The following is a 15,543-nucleotide window of genomic DNA, read 5'->3' as shown; positions in this document are numbered from 1 at the left end:
TCACCCCCAGCGACCTTTAGACTCGTCCTTTGGCACCCTTGTGTCCTTGTGCCGAGCGCGCCCTGCGTGTCGCGCGGGGGACCCACCAGCCAGCCATCGGAAGTACGGGAAGAGATGTCGGCACCGAACAAGTCGTACGACCCTGTTGAGGTCGAGGCACTGAAACCGGATGAGATCGAGCGCATGCGGGACGAGGCGCTCGCCGCCTTCGCGTCCGCCGGCGACCTCGACGCGCTGCGGGAGGCGAAGACCGCGCACATGGGCGACCGCTCGCCCCTGGCGCTCGCCAACCGCGAGATCGGCGCCCTGCCGCCGCAGGCGAAGGCCGAGGCCGGCAAGCGCGTCGGCCAGGCCCGCGGCGCCGTGAACAAGGCCTTCGGCGCGCGCACGGTCGAGCTGGAGGCGGAGCGCGACGAGCGCGTGCTCGTCGAGGAGGCCGTGGACGTCACGCTGCCCCACGACCGCGTCCCGGCCGGCGCCCGCCACCCCCTGACCACGCTGATGGACCGCATCGCGGACGTCTTCGTGGCCATGGGCTACGAGGTGGCCGAGGGCCCGGAGGTGGAGGCGGAGTGGTTCAACTTCGACGCCCTCAACTTCACCCCCGACCACCCCGCGCGCCAGATGCAGGACACCTTCTTCGTCCAGGGCCCCGAGGGCACCGTGGGCGACGAGTCCGGTGTCGTCCTGCGCACCCACACCTCCCCGGTGCAGGCGCGCACGCTGCTGGACCGCGAGCCGCCCGTCTACGTCGTCTGCCCCGGCCGGGTGTTCCGCACCGACGAGCTGGACGCGACGCACACCCCGGTCTTCCACCAGGTCGAGCTGCTCGCCGTGGACGAGGGCCTGACCATGGCCGACCTCAAGGGCACCCTGGACCACATGGTCCAGGCGCTCTTCGGTCAGGACATGACCACCCGGCTGCGCCCGAACTTCTTCCCGTTCACCGAGCCGTCCGCCGAGATGGACATGCAGTGCTACGTGTGCCGCGGCGAGTCGGTGGGCAACCCCGACCGCCCCTGCCGCACGTGCTCCAGCGAGGGCTGGATCGAGCTGGGCGGCTGCGGCATGGTCAACCCCAAGGTGCTCGTCGCCTGTGGCGTGGACCCCGAGAAGTACAGCGGATTCGCCTTCGGGTTCGGCATCGAACGGATGCTGATGTTCCGCCACAACGTCGAAGACATGCGAGACATGGTCGAGGGTGACGTTCGTTTCACCCGGCCGTTCGGGATGGAGATCTGATGCGGGTCCCGCTTTCTTGGCTGCGGGAGTACGTCGACCTGCCCGCGGGCGAGACCGGTCGTGACGTACAGGCGCGGCTCGTCGACGCCGGCCTGGAGGTCGAGCGCGTCGAGCAGCTCGGCACCGGGCTGCAGGGTCCCCTGGTCGTCGGCCAGGTCCTGACCATCGAGGAGCTCGACGGCTTCCGCAAGCCGATCCGTTTCTGCACGGTCGACGTCGGCCAGGCCAACGGCACCGGCGAGCCCCAGGAGATCGTCTGCGGCGCGCGGAACTTCGCCGTCGGCGACAAGGTCGTCGTGGTGCTCCCCGGCGCGGTGCTGCCGGGCGACTTCGCGATCGCCTCGCGCAAGACCTACGGCCGCACCTCGCACGGCATGATCTGCTCGGGCGACGAGCTGGGCATGGGCGACGACGGTACGCACGGCATCATCGTGCTCCCCCCGGAGTACGAGGTCGGAACCGACGCGATCAAGCTCCTGGAGCTGATCGACGAGGTCCTCGACATCGCCGTCACCCCGGACCGCGGCTACTGCCTGTCGATGCGCGGCGTGGCCCGCGAGACGGCGACGGCCTACGGGCTGCCGCTGCGCGACCCGGCGCTGCTCGACGTCCCCGGCCCGAACTCCTACGGCTACCCGGTGCAGGTCTCGGACCCGCAGGGCTGCGACCGCTTCACCGCCCGTACGGTCGGCGGCCTCGACCCCGAGGCCCGCTCGCCGATCTGGCTGAGCCGCCGCCTGCAGAAGGCCGGCATGCGGCCGATCTCGCTCGCGGTCGACGTCACCAACTACGTGATGTTCGAACTCGGCCAGCCGCTGCACGCCTACGACCGCTCCCGCGTGGACGGTCCGATCGGCGTCCGGCGCGCGGAGCAGGGCGAGAAGTTCACCACCCTCGACGGCGTCACGCGCACGCTGGACGCCGAGGACCTGGTGATCACCGACAACAGCGGGCCGATCGGCCTCGCCGGCGTCATGGGCGGCGCCAACACCGAGATCGCCGACTCCGTCACGACACCTTTCGATCCTTCTGGCTCGACCTTCCAGGTCTCGGGCACCACCGACGTGGTCATCGAGGCGGCGCACTTCGACGCGCTGACCATCTCGCGCACCGCCCGTCGCCACAAGCTCGCCTCCGAGGCGTCCAAGCGCTTCGAGCGCGGGGTCGACCCGCAGGCCGCGGCCGCCGCCGCGCAGCGCACCGTCGACCTGCTGGTGCTGCTCGCGGGCGGCACCGCCGAGGCGGGCGTCACCGAGCTGTCCGCCCCCTGGGCCCCGCGCACCATCGCGATGCGCGCGGACCACCCGGACCGGGTGGCGGGCGTGGACTACGGCCGCGAGACCGTCGTGCGCCGCCTCCAGGAGGTCGGCTGCGACGTCTACGGCCAGGACGAGCTGGTCGTCACCGTGCCGTCGTGGCGCCCCGACCTCGCCGAGCCGAACGACCTCGCCGAAGAGGTCATCCGGCTGGAGGGCTACGCCAACCTGCCCTCCACGCTGCCGCAGCCCCCTTCGGGCCGCGGGCTCACCTCCCGCCAGCAGCTGCACCGCCGCATCGGCCGTGCGCTGGCCGGGGCCGGTTACGTCGAGGCGCTGAACTACCCGTTCCTCGGAGCCCAGGTCTTCGACCAGCTCCAGCTGCCGGCGCACGACGCGACCCGCCAGGTCGTCACCCTCGTCAACCCGATCTCCGACGAGGAGCCGGCCCTGCGGAGCACGCTGCTGCCGGGTCTGCTCGGCGCCCTGCGCCGCAACGACAGCCGTGGCAGCCACGACCTGGCGCTCTTCGAGACGGGCTCGGTCTTCCGGGCCGGTCCGCAGGCCGGCGTCGCGGTGCGGCTGCCCGTCGACCGCCGTCCGACGGCCGAGGAGATCGCGACCCTGAACGCGGCCCTGCCCGCGCAGCCGCGGTACGCCGCGGTCGTGCTGGCCGGTGCGCGCGAGCAGGCCGGCTGGTGGGGCAAGGGCCGCCCGGCCGACTGGGCGGACGCGGTCGAGGCCGCCCGCTCGCTGGCCGTCGAGGCCGGCGCTGAGCTGGTCGTGCGCCAGGGCCAGTACGGTCCCTGGCACCCGGGCCGCTGCGCCGAGCTCGTCGTCACCCTCGACGGGGTGGAGCAGGTCATCGGCCACGCCGGTGAGCTGCACCCGCGCGTCGTCAAGGCGCTGGGTCTGCCCGCCCGCACCAGCGCGATGGAGATCGACCTCGACCGCCTCGCGGCGGCCGGGGGCGAGGCCCTGCGGGCGCCCCGGATCTCCACCTTCCCGGTGGCGACCCAGGACGTCGCGCTGATCGTCGACGCGGCCGTCCCGGCCGCCGAGGTCGAGACCGCGCTGCGCAAGGGCGCGGGTGAACTCCTCGAATCGCTGCGGCTGTTCGACGTCTTCACCGGCGAGCAGGTCGGCGAGGGGAAGAAGTCCCTCGCCTACGCGCTGCGCTTCCGCGCGGCGGACCGCACCCTGACGGCGGAGGAGTCCACGGCCGCCCGTGACGCGGCGGTGGCCCTGGCCACCGAGCGCACCGGGGCGGTCCTGCGCGGTGCGTAGCACCTGCTGACAGGTCTGTGAGGGGCACATCCGGAGCACCGGAGGTGCCCCTCACTCATTTGGGTGAGAACCTCGGCGACCCGTGTCCAGCGCACCGGGTCGTGGACACAATCGTTCCGGCCGAGGGGAGGCACAGAGGATGATCACGCGCGGGCGGGTGCCCCACGTGCGCCGGGTGTGCGTCCTTGCCTGGGGCGGGGCCGCGGTGTCCTGGGAGCTGTCCTCACCCGGACCGCTCGGCCCGAGCCTGGCCAGCTGCGCGGCCTTCCTGCTCCTGGCCACCGGGTGCGCGCTGCACATCCGCACGCGGCTGCTGGCGGAGCTGCGGCGCAGCCGGGAGGTCGCGGGCGCGGTGCAGCGGGCCCTGCTGCGGCCGCTCCCGGCCCGGATCGACGGGCTGGCGCTGGCCGCGGCCCAACTGTCGGTCGGCGGCGACCTGTACGAGGCGCTGCCCACGCCGTACGGGGTCAGGGTGGTCATCGGTGACGTGCGCGGGCACGGGCCGGGTGCGCTGGGGGTGGCCTCCGCGGTCCTGGGTTCCTTCCGCGAAGCGGCGTACGACGAGGCGACGCTGGGCGGGGTGCTGCGGCGGATGGAGCGGGCGCTGATCCGGCACGCGGGGGGCGAGCCGGAGGAGTTCGTCACGGTGCTGCTGCTCCAGATCGCGCCCGACGGCACCCTGTTGGCCCTGAACTGCGGCCACCCCTGGCCGTACGTGCTGCGCTGGCTCCCGGTGCCCGAGGTGTGCTGCGCCGGCTCCCGGGGCCGCGCCCCGCACCCGCCCGCGCGGCCGCCCCGGACGCTGGGTGGATCCCCGCGCCCGGAGCGGGTCGGGCTGGAGCCGCTCGGCGGTGAGACGCTGCCGCCGCTCGGGGTGCTGCCCCTGCCCGGTCCCGGTGACCTGGCGGCGCGGCCGTGCGGCCGGCTCGCTCCCGGCGAGGCGCTCTTCCTGCACACCGACGGGGTCGCGGACGCCCGTGACCGCGCGGGCCGCTTCTTCCCGCTGGCCGGCGCCGTCACCGAAGCGGCCGCGGCCGCCGCGCTCACGCCCGCGCGGCTGGTCGCGGGCGTGCACGCGGCGCTGCTGCGGCACACCAGCGGGCGGCTCGCCGACGACGTGGCCCTGCTGGTGCTGCGCAACGACCGGTTCGGCCCGGCCTGAGCACGGGCCCGACCGGGGTGTCGGGGTGCGCCGCCCGCCTGCCATGGAGTGTCGGGCAGACAGCAGAACGGGCGGCGCCAGTACGGGTCGTCGCACTGTTCGAGGGGGAGCCGACGACCCGGGCTACCTCTTTGGCGAGGCTCTTCAGTGAAGCGCCGCGGGGCACTCCCGCGGCAGGGTGTGCGGCGCATTTATGCGCGCATCCGGTTCACACCCCGTGTGAAGCGAGCACCCACTAATCTGAGAGCGACGAGCCCCGGGAGCGGCCCATGCAGCCCAACGCACTGCTCGATGCCCTCCTTGCCGAGGCGGGCATGTCCCACGCCGGATTCGCCGCACACGTCAACCAGGCAGGCCGCAGCCGCGGATTGGCCCTGCGCTACGAACACACCGCCGTCGCCCGTTGGCTCAAGGGCCAGCGCCCCCGCGGTCACGTGCCCGACCTGCTCTGCGAGGTGCTCGGCAGCCGCCTGCGCCGGCCGCTGTCGCTGGACGACATCGGGCTCGGCCTGCCCGGTTCGGCCGGCGCCGCGGGCGACGCCGGTCAGGGGTCGCCGCCCGGCTCCCCGCTGGGCGGGTTCGTCGACCGGGCCACCGCCCTGTGGCGCGCCGACGGCCAGGCCCGCCCGCAGCTGCTGGCCGCCGGGGCGGTGTGCGGGACCCCGGCCGTCATCCCGGTCTGGGAATGGGAGAATCCGCCCGAGGACGCGGACGTCTCGCGCTCGGGGCCCACCCCCGTCGGCCCCGAGCACATCGAGATCCTGCGGGCGGCCCGCGTGCACTACGAGCTGATGTACCGGCGGGCGGGTGGCGTGGCCACCCGGGAGCGGGTCGTCCGCTTCCTGGGCAGCGAGACCGCGCCGCTGCTGCGCGGGAGTTACCCCGACACGCTCGGCCGGGGGCTCTACCGGGCCACCGGGTCGTTGGTGGCGGTGGCCGGGATCTGCGCGTACGACTCGGACGCCCACGGGCTCGCCCAGCGCTACTTCCACCAGGCGCTGCGGCTCGCGAAGGCGAGCGGGGACCGGGGCCTGGGGGCCTATGTGATCGCGCTGCTCGTCAACCAGTCCCTGCACCTGGGGGAGTTCCGCCAGGCGGTCGCCTTCGCGGAGGCCGCGCTGCGGGCCGCGGGGCGGCACATCACCCCCGCGCTCTCGGCCGACCTGCACGCGATGCAGGCCAAGGCCTACGCCCGACTCGGCGACGGCAGCGCCGCGTTGGAGTGCATCCGGCGCGCGGAGGCGGCGGCCGAGCGGATCCGGCCGGGCAGCGAACCGGACGAGACCGGGTACGTACAGCCCGGCCTGGTCAACGTGCAGGTCGCCGAGGCGCTGCTCGGGCTGGGCGAACTCGATGCCGCGTACGAGCAGGCGACGGCCGCCGTGGACACCCCGGCGCACGACCGGGGACGGGTGCACCGGCTGGCCATACTGTGCAACATTCAGCTGCGCCAGGGGGAGGCCGACGGGGCGGTGGTTGCCGCGACCGAAATGGCCGAACGGGCCAGGGGGATGGAATCCCTGCGGCTGCGCGACCGGCTGCGCGCGGTCCGCGAACAGCTGCTGACCAGCGGATGTGCGGGGGCGCAGGAGACGGCGCACCTCATCGACGGGGCGTTGCGCGTTCCGCTGTGATGCTCGGAACTGCTGCCATGTTGCCACCTACTCGATCGAAAGGTGGCACAACCGTGCAGTGGATGAACCTGAGCGAGCAGACCGTGTACAAGAACCGCTGGTTCGACGTGAACCTCGCGGACGTCGAACTCCCCGACGGCCGGCACCTGGACCACTTCGTGATCCGGCTGCGCCCGGTCGCCGTGGCCACGGCGGTCAACGAGGCCAACGAGGTGCTGCTGTTGTGGCGCCATCGCTTCATCACCGACAGCTGGGGCTGGGAGCTGCCGGCCGGCGTGGTCGAGGACGGCGAGGACATCGCCGCCGCGGCGGCCCGCGAGATGGAGGAGGAGTCGGGCTGGCGCCCGGGTCCCCTCCACCACCTGATGACCGTCGAGCCCTCCAACGGGCTGACCGACGCCCGCCACCACCTCTACTGGGCCGAGGGGGCGACGTACACCGGCCACCCCGAGGACGACTTCGAGTCCTCGCACCGCGCGTGGGTGCCGCTCAAGCTGGTCCCGGACATGATCGCGCGCGGCGAGGTCCCGGCCGCCAACATGGCGGCCGGGCTCCTGCTGCTGCACCACCTGCGCCCGGCCTGAGCCCGGGCTGAGGACATGCCCTAGTTGTACGGGTAGAAGCCCGAGCCCGTCTTGCGGCCCAGGCGGCCCGCGTCCACCATGCGCTGGAGCAGCGGGGGAGCGGCGTACAGGGGCTCCTTGAACTCGTAGTACATCGAGTCCGCCACCGAGGCCACGGTGTCCAGGCCGATCAGGTCCGCCAGCTTCAGCGGGCCCATCGGGTGGGCGCAGCCCAGCTCCATGCCGTTGTCGATGTCCTCGCGGCTCGCGATGCCCGACTCGAACATCCGGATCGCGGACAGCAGGTACGGGATCAGCAGCGCGTTGACCACGAAGCCCGAGCGGTCCTGGGCGCGGATCGCGTGCTTGCCGAGCACGTCCCGGACCAGGGCCTCGGCCCGCTTGACCGTCTCTTCGCCCGTGGTCAGCGCCGGGATCAGCTCGACGAGCTGCTGCACCGGGGCCGGGTTGAAGAAGTGGATGCCGATGACCTGGTCCGGTCGCGAGGTGGCGACGGCCAGCTTCACCAGCGGAATGGAGGAGGTGTTCGAGGCGAGGATCGCGTCGGGGCGGGTCACCACCTGGTCGAGCACCTGGAAGATCTCGGTCTTGACCTGCTCGTTCTCGACGACGGCCTCGATGACCAGGTCACGGTCGGCGAACTCGCCGAGGTCCGTGGTGAAGCTCAGTCGGGCCAGGGTGGCGTCCCGCTCCTCCTCCGTGATCTTGCCGCGTTCGGCGGCCTTGATCAGGGAGTTGTGCAGCCGGGTACGGCCGATCTCCAGGGCCTCGCCGGTGGTCTCGGCAACCTTCACCTCGAGACCGCTGCGCGCGCACACCTCCGCGATGCCCGCGCCCATCTGGCCACAGCCCACTACGCCGACCCGTGCGATGTCGGTCGGGAGGGTAGAGAGGTCCGTCACATCGTGCCTTTCGCTGCTCATCCATCGCGGGTCCCCCGTCGTTGACAGTGGTAACTGCATTCCGGCGCCCGCCACGCACCCCGACGTTACTCCCGACCTGCGGCCCGATGACGGCCCGGGGCGGGCATGCTGGGCGCACCGAGATCAATATCACTGTGCGGAACGGAGCGGACACATGGCGCACATCGGCCGACGGGGACTGCTGGCGGGGGTGGCCGGGGCGCTGGCCGCGGGAGCGGTGACGACGGCCGCCGCGGGCCCGGCGTCGGCAGCGGCTCCGGGCCCCGCGCCGGGGGCCGACGGCGCGCCCGCCCCCGGCTCCGCCTTCCGCGGGATGTGGGTGGCCTCCGTGGAGAACGTCGACTGGCCCTCGGAGGTCGGGCTGAGCGCCGCGGCCCAGGAGGCGGAGCTGGTGGCCCTGCTCGACACCGCGGTCCGGCGGCGGCTGAACGCGGTGGTCCTCCAGGTGCGGCCGACCGCCGACGCGATGTGGCCCTCGGCGCTGGAACCCTGGTCGCAGTGGTTGACCGGGCGCCAGGGCGGGGACCCGGGCTGGGACCCGCTGGGCACGGCCGTGGCCCGGGCGCACGAGCGCGGGCTGGAGCTGCACGCCTGGTTCAACCCGTACCGGGTGGCCAACCACACGAACGTGTCCCTGTTGATCCCCGAGCACCCGGCGCGCCTCCATCCCGACTGGGTGGTCCCGTACGGCGGCAAGCTCTACTACAACCCCGGGCTGCCGGAGGTCCGGGCGTTCGTGCAGAAGGCGATGCTCGACGCGGTCCGGCGCTACCCCTTGGACGCGGTGCACTGGGACGACTACTTCTACCCCTACCCCGTGGAGGGCCAGTACTTCGACGACGACGACGCCTTCGCGGCGCACGGCTCCGGCCACGCCTCGCGCGCCGGCTGGCGGCGGCACAACATCGACGCCCTGGTGCGGGAGATGGCCGCGGCGATCAAGGCGACGCGGCCGGGCGTCCGCTTCGGGGTGAGCCCCTTCGCGGTCTGGCGCAACCAGGCGGTCGATCCGCTCGGCTCGGCGACCGAAGCGGGCCTGGGCACCTACGACGACCTGTACGCCGACACCCGCCGCTGGGTGCGGGAGGGCTGGCTCGACTACGTCGCGCCGCAGCTCTACTGGCAGATCGGGCACCCGCAGTGCGACTACGAGACGCTCGTCGACTGGTGGTCGGGGACGGTCAGGGGGACCTCGGTGGAACTGCTGATCGGCGAGGCGCTCTACCGCTGCGATCCCGACAGCTCCACGGCGGCCTGGCGGGACCCGGCGGAGCTGTCCCGGCACCTGACGATCGCCGCCCGGTACCCGGAGGTCCGCGGCCACGCCTACTTCTCCGCGAAGCAGGTGGTCGCGGACCGGTGCGGGGCCATGGCGGAGGTGGTCGCGGACCACTATCCGACGCGCGTGCCACCGCGTTGATCGGTTGCTGTTGCCGTTGTCGTTGCTGTTGCCGGGCTCACTGGTGGTGGGTGTCCGGGTGCCGTACGACGCAGTCGGGCCCGGGGGCCATCAGCGCCTCGTGGCCGTCCTGGAACCGCACCCGGTAGGGCGGGGTCCCGTTGTCCCCCAGGACCTGGAGGATCTCGCCGACCTTGTCGTTCTGGCCGACGATCCTGCCGTGCTGCACGAGCTGGTCACCCTCGGTCGCGTGCATGCTGACCTCCCTCGGGCCGGTCCGGTCGGTGACAGCAGTTTACGGCGTTCCAGACCTATTTGACCCGTTGGGTCAGGGCGATGCAGACGAGCACCGCGGCCGCTGCCACCGGTGCGGCCGGGGTCAGGTGCTCGCCCAGCAGGGCCACCGCCCACACCAGCGTGAGCAGCGGCTGGGCGAGCTGGAGCTGGCTGGCGCGGGCGGGTCCGATCTCGGCCATCCCGCGGTACCAGACGTACAGACCGAGGAAGCTGGAGCCGGCCGCCGCCCACACCAGCCCGGCGATCCCGTGCCCGGTCAGGTGCACGGGCTCGGCGGCCAGGCCCAGCACCGACCCGGTCACGGTCAGCGGCAGGCACAGGACCAGCGCCCAGCCGATGACCTGCCAGCCGGGCATCGTCCGGGCCAGCCGGGCGCCTTCGGTGTATCCGGCCGCGCACACCAGCAGGGAGGCGAAGAGGTAGGCGTCGCCCGCGGAGAGGGCGCCGCCGCTCTGCGCGAGGGTGAAGCCGAGCACCACAGCGGCCCCCGCGACGGCGGCGGCCCAGAAGGTGCGCGAGGGTCGGACGCCGGTGCGCAGCGCGGCGAGCGCGGCGGTGGTCAGCGGCAACAGGCCGACCACCACGGCGGAGTGCGAGGTGGTGGAGGTGCGCAGGGCCAGCGTGGTCAGCATCGGGAAGCCGACGACCACCCCGGCGGCGACCACGGCGAGGCCCGCCCAGTGCGCACGGCCCGGCAGCGGGACCCGCAGGGCGAGGAGGAAGACGCCCGCGATCGCGGCGGCGAGGACGCTGCGCAGTGCGACGAAGGACCAGGGGCCGAAGCTCTCCATGCCCCAGACGGTGGCGGGGAAGGTGAGGGAGAAGGTGACGACGCCGAGGGCGGCGAGCAGCGTGCCGGAGGTGGCGCCGGAGGTGGCGCCGGAGGTGGCGCCGGATGCGGTGCCGGATGCGGTGGCGGACGTCGTGCCGGGCCCGGTGCCCGACTCGGTGCCCGAACCGGTTCCGGAGTCGGTCTCGCGCTCAACCGCTATCGTGCCAGGGCCGGTAGCGCTATTCTGTGCTCTCATGTACGAGCGTAGCAGTGTGGCTGGGCTGGTGGAATCCCTCAGATCCGAGTTGAACCGCTACTCGGTAGGTGGAAAGCTGCCGTCGAGCCGCTCCTTGATCGAGCGGTTCCGGGTGAGTCCGGTGACGGTGTCCCGGGCCCTCGCCCAGCTCGCCGCCGAAGGGCTCGTGGTGACCAGGCCCGGCGCCGGGGCGTTCCGCTGCGCTCCGCGCGAGGCGTCCCCGGCCGCCCCGGACACCTCCTGGCAGGAAGTGGCCCTCAGCGCGGAGGAGGGCGGCGAGATCGTGCCGCGCTCGGTGGACGCCTCCGGCGTGCTGGTCTCCCTCGCGGCCCCGCCGCCCGGGGTGATCGAGCTGAACGGCGGCTACCTGCACTCCTCCCTCCAGCCCGAACGGGCCCTCGCCGCGGCCCTGGCCCGTGCCGGACGGCGGCCCGGGGCCTGGTCCCGGCCGCCCGTCGAGGGGCTGACCGAGCTCCGCGACTGGTTCGCCCGGGAGATCGGCGGCCCGCTCACCGCCGCCGACGTGCTGGTCACCGCGGGCGGCCAGAGCGCGCTCACCACCGCCCTGCGGGCGCTGGCCCCGCCGGGTGCGCCCATCCTGGTCGAGTCCCCGACCTATCCCGGCCTGTTGGCGATCGCCCGCGCCGCCGGGTGTCGGCCGGTGCCGGTGCCCTGCGATGCGGACGGGGTGCGTACGGACCTCCTCGCCGCGGCCTTCGAAGCCACCGGCGCACGGGTGTTCGTGTGCCAGCCGCTGTTCCAGAACCCGAGCGGATCGGTGCTCGCCGACGCGCGGCGGGCCGAGGTGCGCCGGATCGCGAGGGCCGCCGGGGCCTTCGTCGTCGAGGACGACTACGCGCGCTCGCTCGCCCACGAGGACGCCGGACCGCTGCCCCCGCCGCTGGCCGCCGAAGACCCCGACGGGGTGGTGGTGCACGTGCGCTCCCTCACCAAGGTGGCCTCGCCCAGCCTGCGGGTGGGCGCGCTCGCGGCCCGCGGGCCGGTCCTGGAGCGGCTGCGCGCCATCCAGGTCGTGGACAGCTTCTTCGTGCCGCGGCCGTTCCAGGAGGCCACGCTGGAACTGGTCGGCGCTCCCGCCTGGCCGCGTCACCTGCGGGCCGTCGGCGCCGAGCTGCGCCACCGGCGGGAGGTGCTCGTCGGCGCCCTGCGGCGCGAGCTGCCCGGCCTGACGCTGCCCCACCTGCCCGTCGGCGGCTACCAGTTGTGGGTGCGGCTGCCCGACGGCGCGGACGAGTCCGCCTTCGTGGCGGGGGCGCTGCGCGCGGGGGTGGCCGTCACCCCGGGCCGTCCGTACTTCTGCGCGGAACCGCCGGGTCCGTACGTCCGCATGAGCCTCGCCGGGGTCGCGTCCGCCGGGGAACTGGCGGCGGCCGTCGGCAAGCTGCGCTGCGGGGTCGGTGCGCGGGCTTGACCTCGGGCGACGCTCGCCGCACCATCGCCGCTATGCATGTTCGGGTCTCGCTCGTCACCGCAGCCCGTAGTTCCTCGCTGCTCGCCGAGCGCTTCGACGACGACCGGCCGCTCGACACCGTCGGTTGGCGGGCGGTGGAGACGGCCGCGCACGGACTGGTGCCCCTGGGCGCGGCCGAGCTGCGCTACTGCTCGCCCACGGCGCGCAGCCGCGCCACCGGTCGGGCCCTGGGCTACGCCCCGCTCGCCCAGCCGGCCCTGCGCGACTGCGACATGGGGCGTTGGCGGGGGCTCACGCTGGCCGAGGTGGCCGCGCGCGAGCCGGGCGCGGTGGGACGTCCGGCCGCTGTCCACGGTCACCCTCGCCGGATCCGCGGGGCGCTGGCACCTTTCGCTGGAGACGACCGTTTGACGCTCCGACGGCGCCTCACCGGCAGGCGCCGCGCGTCCCTCCGGTGAAGGAGAAGAACCGTGGCGATCCGGCTCGGGCTCAGCCTGCCCCAGATGAATCACTTCCACGTCGGCCGCGATGTCCCGGCGGTGGCGCGCGCGGCCGAGGCGGCCGGGTACGGGAGCCTGTGGGTCTTCGAGCGGATCCTCTTCCCCGAGCAGCCCCTGCAGGGGATGTACGGGATCCCGGGCCTGCCCTGGATGGAGAAGTACCGCTCGGTCGCCGACCCGTTGATCACGCTGACCCTCGCGGCCGCCGCGACCGAGCGGACCCTGCTGGGGACCAGCGTGCTCGTCGCCCCGCTGCACATACCCGTCCAACTGGCCCGCTCCCTCGCCTCCCTGGACGCGGCGAGCGGCGGCCGCGTGCTGGCGGGCCTGGGCACCGGCTGGTCGCGCGACGAGTTCGCGGCCGCGGGCGTGGCGCCCTTCGAGCGGCGCGGCGCGGTACTGGACGAGCTGCTCGACGTGTGCGCGGCGGTCTGGGGTCCCGACCCGGTCTCCTACAAGGGCGAGCTGACGGTCATCGCCCCCGCCGGGATCGGCCCCAAGCCCGCCCGTCCGGTCCCCGTCTACCTGCCCGCCACCAGCCCGCGCGCCGCCCGCCGCCTGGTGGACCGGGCGGACGGCTGGATGCCGGTGGCCACCGGCCCGCAGGTGCTGGCCGGGGCCTGGGGGCGGCTGACGGACCTCGCCGCCGAGCGCGGCCGGACCCGGCCGATCGAGGTGTGCGCGCGGGCGAACGCGCTCTACACGCCGCAGCCCTTCGAAGGGGCGGACCGGCGGCCCTTCCAGGGGAGCGTCGAGCAGATCGCCGAGGACGTCGCCGCGCACGCGGCGGCCGTGCCGCTGACCGACCTGCTCGTGGACCTCCAGGCCGGCGTGCGGGACGCGGCCGAACTGGCGGACGTGGCCGCCGAGCTGTACGCGGCGGTGCGCGCCACCGGGGCTTGATCCCGCGCCGGCCGGTGCTGGCCGGTGCTGGCCGGTCCGGTGCCGGCCGGGTCCTGTGCCGGCCCGGCCCCGCCGGTCAGAGGAGGGAGACGGGTCCGGTCGCCGTGGAGGGCCGGTAGATGCCGTCGATCCCGGCGTAGGTCGCCCGGTAGCCGCGCAGGATCTCGTCGAGCGGGACGTTCAGGCGGGCCGGTGAGTCACAGCGGGCCGCGCCGTACTGGTCGGTGACGGCCGTGCACAGGGTCCTGCCGCCGGTGGTGGTGAAGGTGACCGGGACCCCGTCCAGCCCGGCGGGGCCGTCGGCCATGCGGACGGTGGTGCTGAGGTTCTTCACGCCGAAGAGCAGCCCGTTCAGCTTGGCGGGCCCGGCGGTGGTCGCGGTGGCCACGGCCGGGCGGACCTGCTCGGGCAGGTCGCACGCCTGCTGCGCGAGGTCGAAGACCTGGCCGGTGGGGCAGGGCAGCATGGTGGCGATGCCGTTCGCGCACTGGACGTAGAACCGCTGGTCCTGCGGGCGCGGCAGCCGGTTCGAGGCGCCGCAGTCCCCGGTGGCGGCGGCGGTCGCGGGCGCCGCGCCCAGTCCCAGTCCCAGTGCCACGAGTGCGCCGAGGGCCGAGCCCGCCAGGACCCGGCCGACGCGGCGTGTGATGGTGCGTGAGCGTGACACTGCTGCCCCCATGGGAAGTGACCCTGTGTGATGAGATGAATGCAGAGGGGACTGTAAGGAGGGTGGGGCGGGAGTCGCAACGATCGATTTCCGGCCGGCCGGGTGGCGGATTCCGCTACCGCGCGTGCGGCGGAACGGGCCGCCCGGCAGCCCCGTGCGGCGGACTTCCTGTTGGCGGGAGCGGCAGAATCGTTCAGCCGGACCCGTAGCGTGACGGACGCGTCCCGGGTGGCCGGATATCGCCCCCTGTGCGCCACCCGGTCGGCTGTCCGATGGATCAGATGTTCTGTTCGGCGCCGGCAGCGTTCCTCGCGCTGCTCCCCTCGATGTCGTCCAGTGCCGTCTCCAGGGACCGGCACAGTCGTTCGTCGACGAGGATCTGTTCGTGGGCGCGGCGGTCGTCGGCGAGCGCGTCCCGCAGGAGCGGTACGGCCGCGGCGGCCGGAGCGCCGATCGCGCCCAGGTGCCGCACGGCGGCCCCGGCCGGCTCCGTCAGCCGGGCGTCCCGCAGCGGGGCCAGCTCCCGCAGGAGGACCGCCACCGTCGGCTCCGTGTCGCCGGTGATCCGCCAGAACGCGCTCGCCGCCTCCACCCGGGTCCACGCACCGGGCGCGTCCAGCAGCGCCCGTACGTCGTCCACGTGCGCGGCGGCGGCCGGGCCGAGGTCGCCGAGGTACCGCAGGACGGGTCCGCCGAGCCCCGCGCGGGCGAAGCTCCCGCACACCTCCAGGGCGAGCCCGGCGTCGCCGGTGACCCGCCAGTGGGCCCAGGCCGCGCTCTGGCGGCCGTGCCAGGGGTTCGCGGTGCCGGGCCAGCCCCGCCGCGCGGGGCGCGTACGACCCCGGGCGAGGTCGGCCAGGACGTGCGCGGTGGCCGCGCCGCCCGGCCCGATCCGGCCGAGGACCTCGCAGGCGCCCCGGGCGTACGGGCCCCCGAGCAGCGGCGCCAGCAGGGGCACGGCGGCTCCGGCCGGCGCACCCCACTGGCCCAGCAGGGCGAGGGCGGCCTCGACGGCGTGGCCGTCCGGGGTGGCGCGCAGGCGGGCCAGGAAGGCGGGCAGCAGGTCGGCGGCCGGCAGCCGGGCCAGCGTCGGGGCGTATGCGGCGCCGAGCAGGGACCGGGAGGAGTCGGCGAAACCCCGGGGAATTGCATCAGATGCATGACTAGACCTGAGGCGACCCTGCCGATCTACATACTTCCTTCTCTTCGCCTGAACTTCAAGCTGCACC

Annotated in this window: 12 protein-coding genes and 2 pseudogenes; 9 read left to right on the top strand and 5 right to left on the bottom strand. The window is 74.1% G+C overall.

Going from position 1 to position 15,543, the window contains the following annotated elements; all coding sequences use genetic code 11:
• Nucleotides 1-114: 114 nt before the first annotated feature.
• From pheS to ACIQWR_RS39140, 5 genes are all read left to right on the top strand, one after another.
• On the top strand, nucleotides 115-1,242 hold the full coding sequence (gene pheS, locus ACIQWR_RS39160; RefSeq protein WP_385783300.1) for a phenylalanine--tRNA ligase subunit alpha: 1,128 nt from the start codon (nucleotides 115-117) through the stop codon (nucleotides 1,240-1,242).
• On the top strand, nucleotides 1,242-3,785 hold the full coding sequence (pheT, locus tag ACIQWR_RS39155) for a phenylalanine--tRNA ligase subunit beta (protein ID WP_404020220.1): 2,544 nt from the start codon (nucleotides 1,242-1,244) through the stop codon (nucleotides 3,783-3,785). The genes pheS and pheT overlap by 1 nt, the downstream gene beginning before the upstream one ends.
• A gap of 139 nt (nucleotides 3,786-3,924) precedes the next feature.
• Entirely contained in the window at nucleotides 3,925-4,947 is a 1,023-nt protein-coding gene (locus ACIQWR_RS39150) for a PP2C family protein-serine/threonine phosphatase (RefSeq protein WP_404020218.1), read from the top strand.
• A 269-nt stretch (nucleotides 4,948-5,216) separates the two neighbouring features.
• A complete protein-coding gene (locus ACIQWR_RS39145) occupies nucleotides 5,217-6,581 on the top strand; it encodes a transcriptional regulator (RefSeq protein WP_404020215.1) in 1,365 nt (454 codons plus the stop codon).
• A gap of 62 nt (nucleotides 6,582-6,643) precedes the next feature.
• Nucleotides 6,644-7,165: an NUDIX hydrolase gene (locus tag ACIQWR_RS39140; RefSeq protein WP_404020342.1), complete on the top strand. Its 522-nt coding sequence runs from the start codon at nucleotides 6,644-6,646 to the stop codon at nucleotides 7,163-7,165.
• Nucleotides 7,166-7,185: 20 nt separating this feature from the next.
• Here ACIQWR_RS39140 and ACIQWR_RS39135 read toward each other — a convergent pair whose 3' ends face one another.
• Nucleotides 7,186-8,088: a 3-hydroxybutyryl-CoA dehydrogenase gene (locus tag ACIQWR_RS39135; RefSeq protein ID WP_404020212.1), complete on the bottom strand. Its 903-nt coding sequence runs from the start codon at nucleotides 8,086-8,088 to the stop codon at nucleotides 7,186-7,188.
• Nucleotides 8,089-8,242: 154 nt separating this feature from the next.
• Between ACIQWR_RS39135 and ACIQWR_RS39130 the strand changes: the two genes are divergently transcribed.
• A complete protein-coding gene (locus ACIQWR_RS39130; protein ID WP_404020209.1) occupies nucleotides 8,243-9,508 on the top strand; it encodes a glycoside hydrolase family 10 protein in 1,266 nt (421 codons plus the stop codon).
• Nucleotides 9,509-9,545: 37 nt separating this feature from the next.
• On the opposite strand, the gene ACIQWR_RS39125 is transcribed toward ACIQWR_RS39130, so the two are convergent.
• Together ACIQWR_RS39125 and ACIQWR_RS39120 are read right to left on the bottom strand one after the other, a co-directional pair.
• Nucleotides 9,546-9,743 carry a DUF1918 domain-containing protein gene (locus tag ACIQWR_RS39125; protein ID WP_385783314.1) on the bottom strand — a complete coding sequence of 66 codons (198 nt, stop codon included), beginning with the start codon at nucleotides 9,741-9,743 and terminating at the stop codon, nucleotides 9,546-9,548.
• 55 nt (nucleotides 9,744-9,798) lie between these two features.
• Complete coding sequence (locus tag ACIQWR_RS39120; protein WP_404020206.1) at nucleotides 9,799-10,812, bottom strand: DMT family transporter; 1,014 nt, start codon at nucleotides 10,810-10,812, stop codon at nucleotides 9,799-9,801.
• Between ACIQWR_RS39120 and ACIQWR_RS39115 the strand changes: the two genes are divergently transcribed.
• The 3 genes and pseudogenes from ACIQWR_RS39115 (at nucleotide 10,811) to ACIQWR_RS39105 (ending at nucleotide 13,647) form a co-directional block, all read left to right on the top strand.
• Nucleotides 10,811-12,244, top strand: coding sequence for a PLP-dependent aminotransferase family protein (locus ACIQWR_RS39115; RefSeq protein ID WP_404020203.1), 1,434 nt, complete (start codon nucleotides 10,811-10,813; stop codon nucleotides 12,242-12,244). The genes ACIQWR_RS39120 and ACIQWR_RS39115 overlap by 2 nt on opposite strands.
• A 32-nt stretch (nucleotides 12,245-12,276) precedes the next feature.
• Nucleotides 12,277-12,678 (top strand): annotated as a pseudogene (locus tag ACIQWR_RS39110) (histidine phosphatase family protein); the annotation flags it as partial.
• Nucleotides 12,679-12,714: 36 nt separating this feature from the next.
• The gene (locus ACIQWR_RS39105; protein ID WP_404020200.1) at nucleotides 12,715-13,647 is read left to right on the top strand and encodes a TIGR03619 family F420-dependent LLM class oxidoreductase; all 933 of its coding nucleotides are present in this window, start codon (nucleotides 12,715-12,717) and stop codon (nucleotides 13,645-13,647) included.
• A 76-nt stretch (nucleotides 13,648-13,723) separates the two neighbouring features.
• On the opposite strand, the gene ACIQWR_RS39100 is transcribed toward ACIQWR_RS39105, so the two are convergent.
• Both ACIQWR_RS39100 and ACIQWR_RS39095 read right to left on the bottom strand, forming a co-directional pair.
• The gene (locus ACIQWR_RS39100) at nucleotides 13,724-14,314 is read right to left on the bottom strand and encodes a chitin binding peritrophin-A domain-containing protein (protein WP_404020197.1); all 591 of its coding nucleotides are present in this window, start codon (nucleotides 14,312-14,314) and stop codon (nucleotides 13,724-13,726) included.
• 277 nt (nucleotides 14,315-14,591) lie between these two features.
• A pseudogene (locus ACIQWR_RS39095) lies at nucleotides 14,592-15,543 on the bottom strand (hypothetical protein); the annotation flags it as partial.

The sequence above is a fragment of the Streptomyces sp. NPDC098789 genome (assembly GCF_044759975.1).
Taxonomy (GTDB): Bacteria; Actinomycetota; Actinomycetes; order Streptomycetales; family Streptomycetaceae; genus Streptomyces.
The sequence above is the reverse complement of the archived record's forward strand: the minus strand, read 5'-3'. Positions and strand labels throughout refer to the sequence as shown.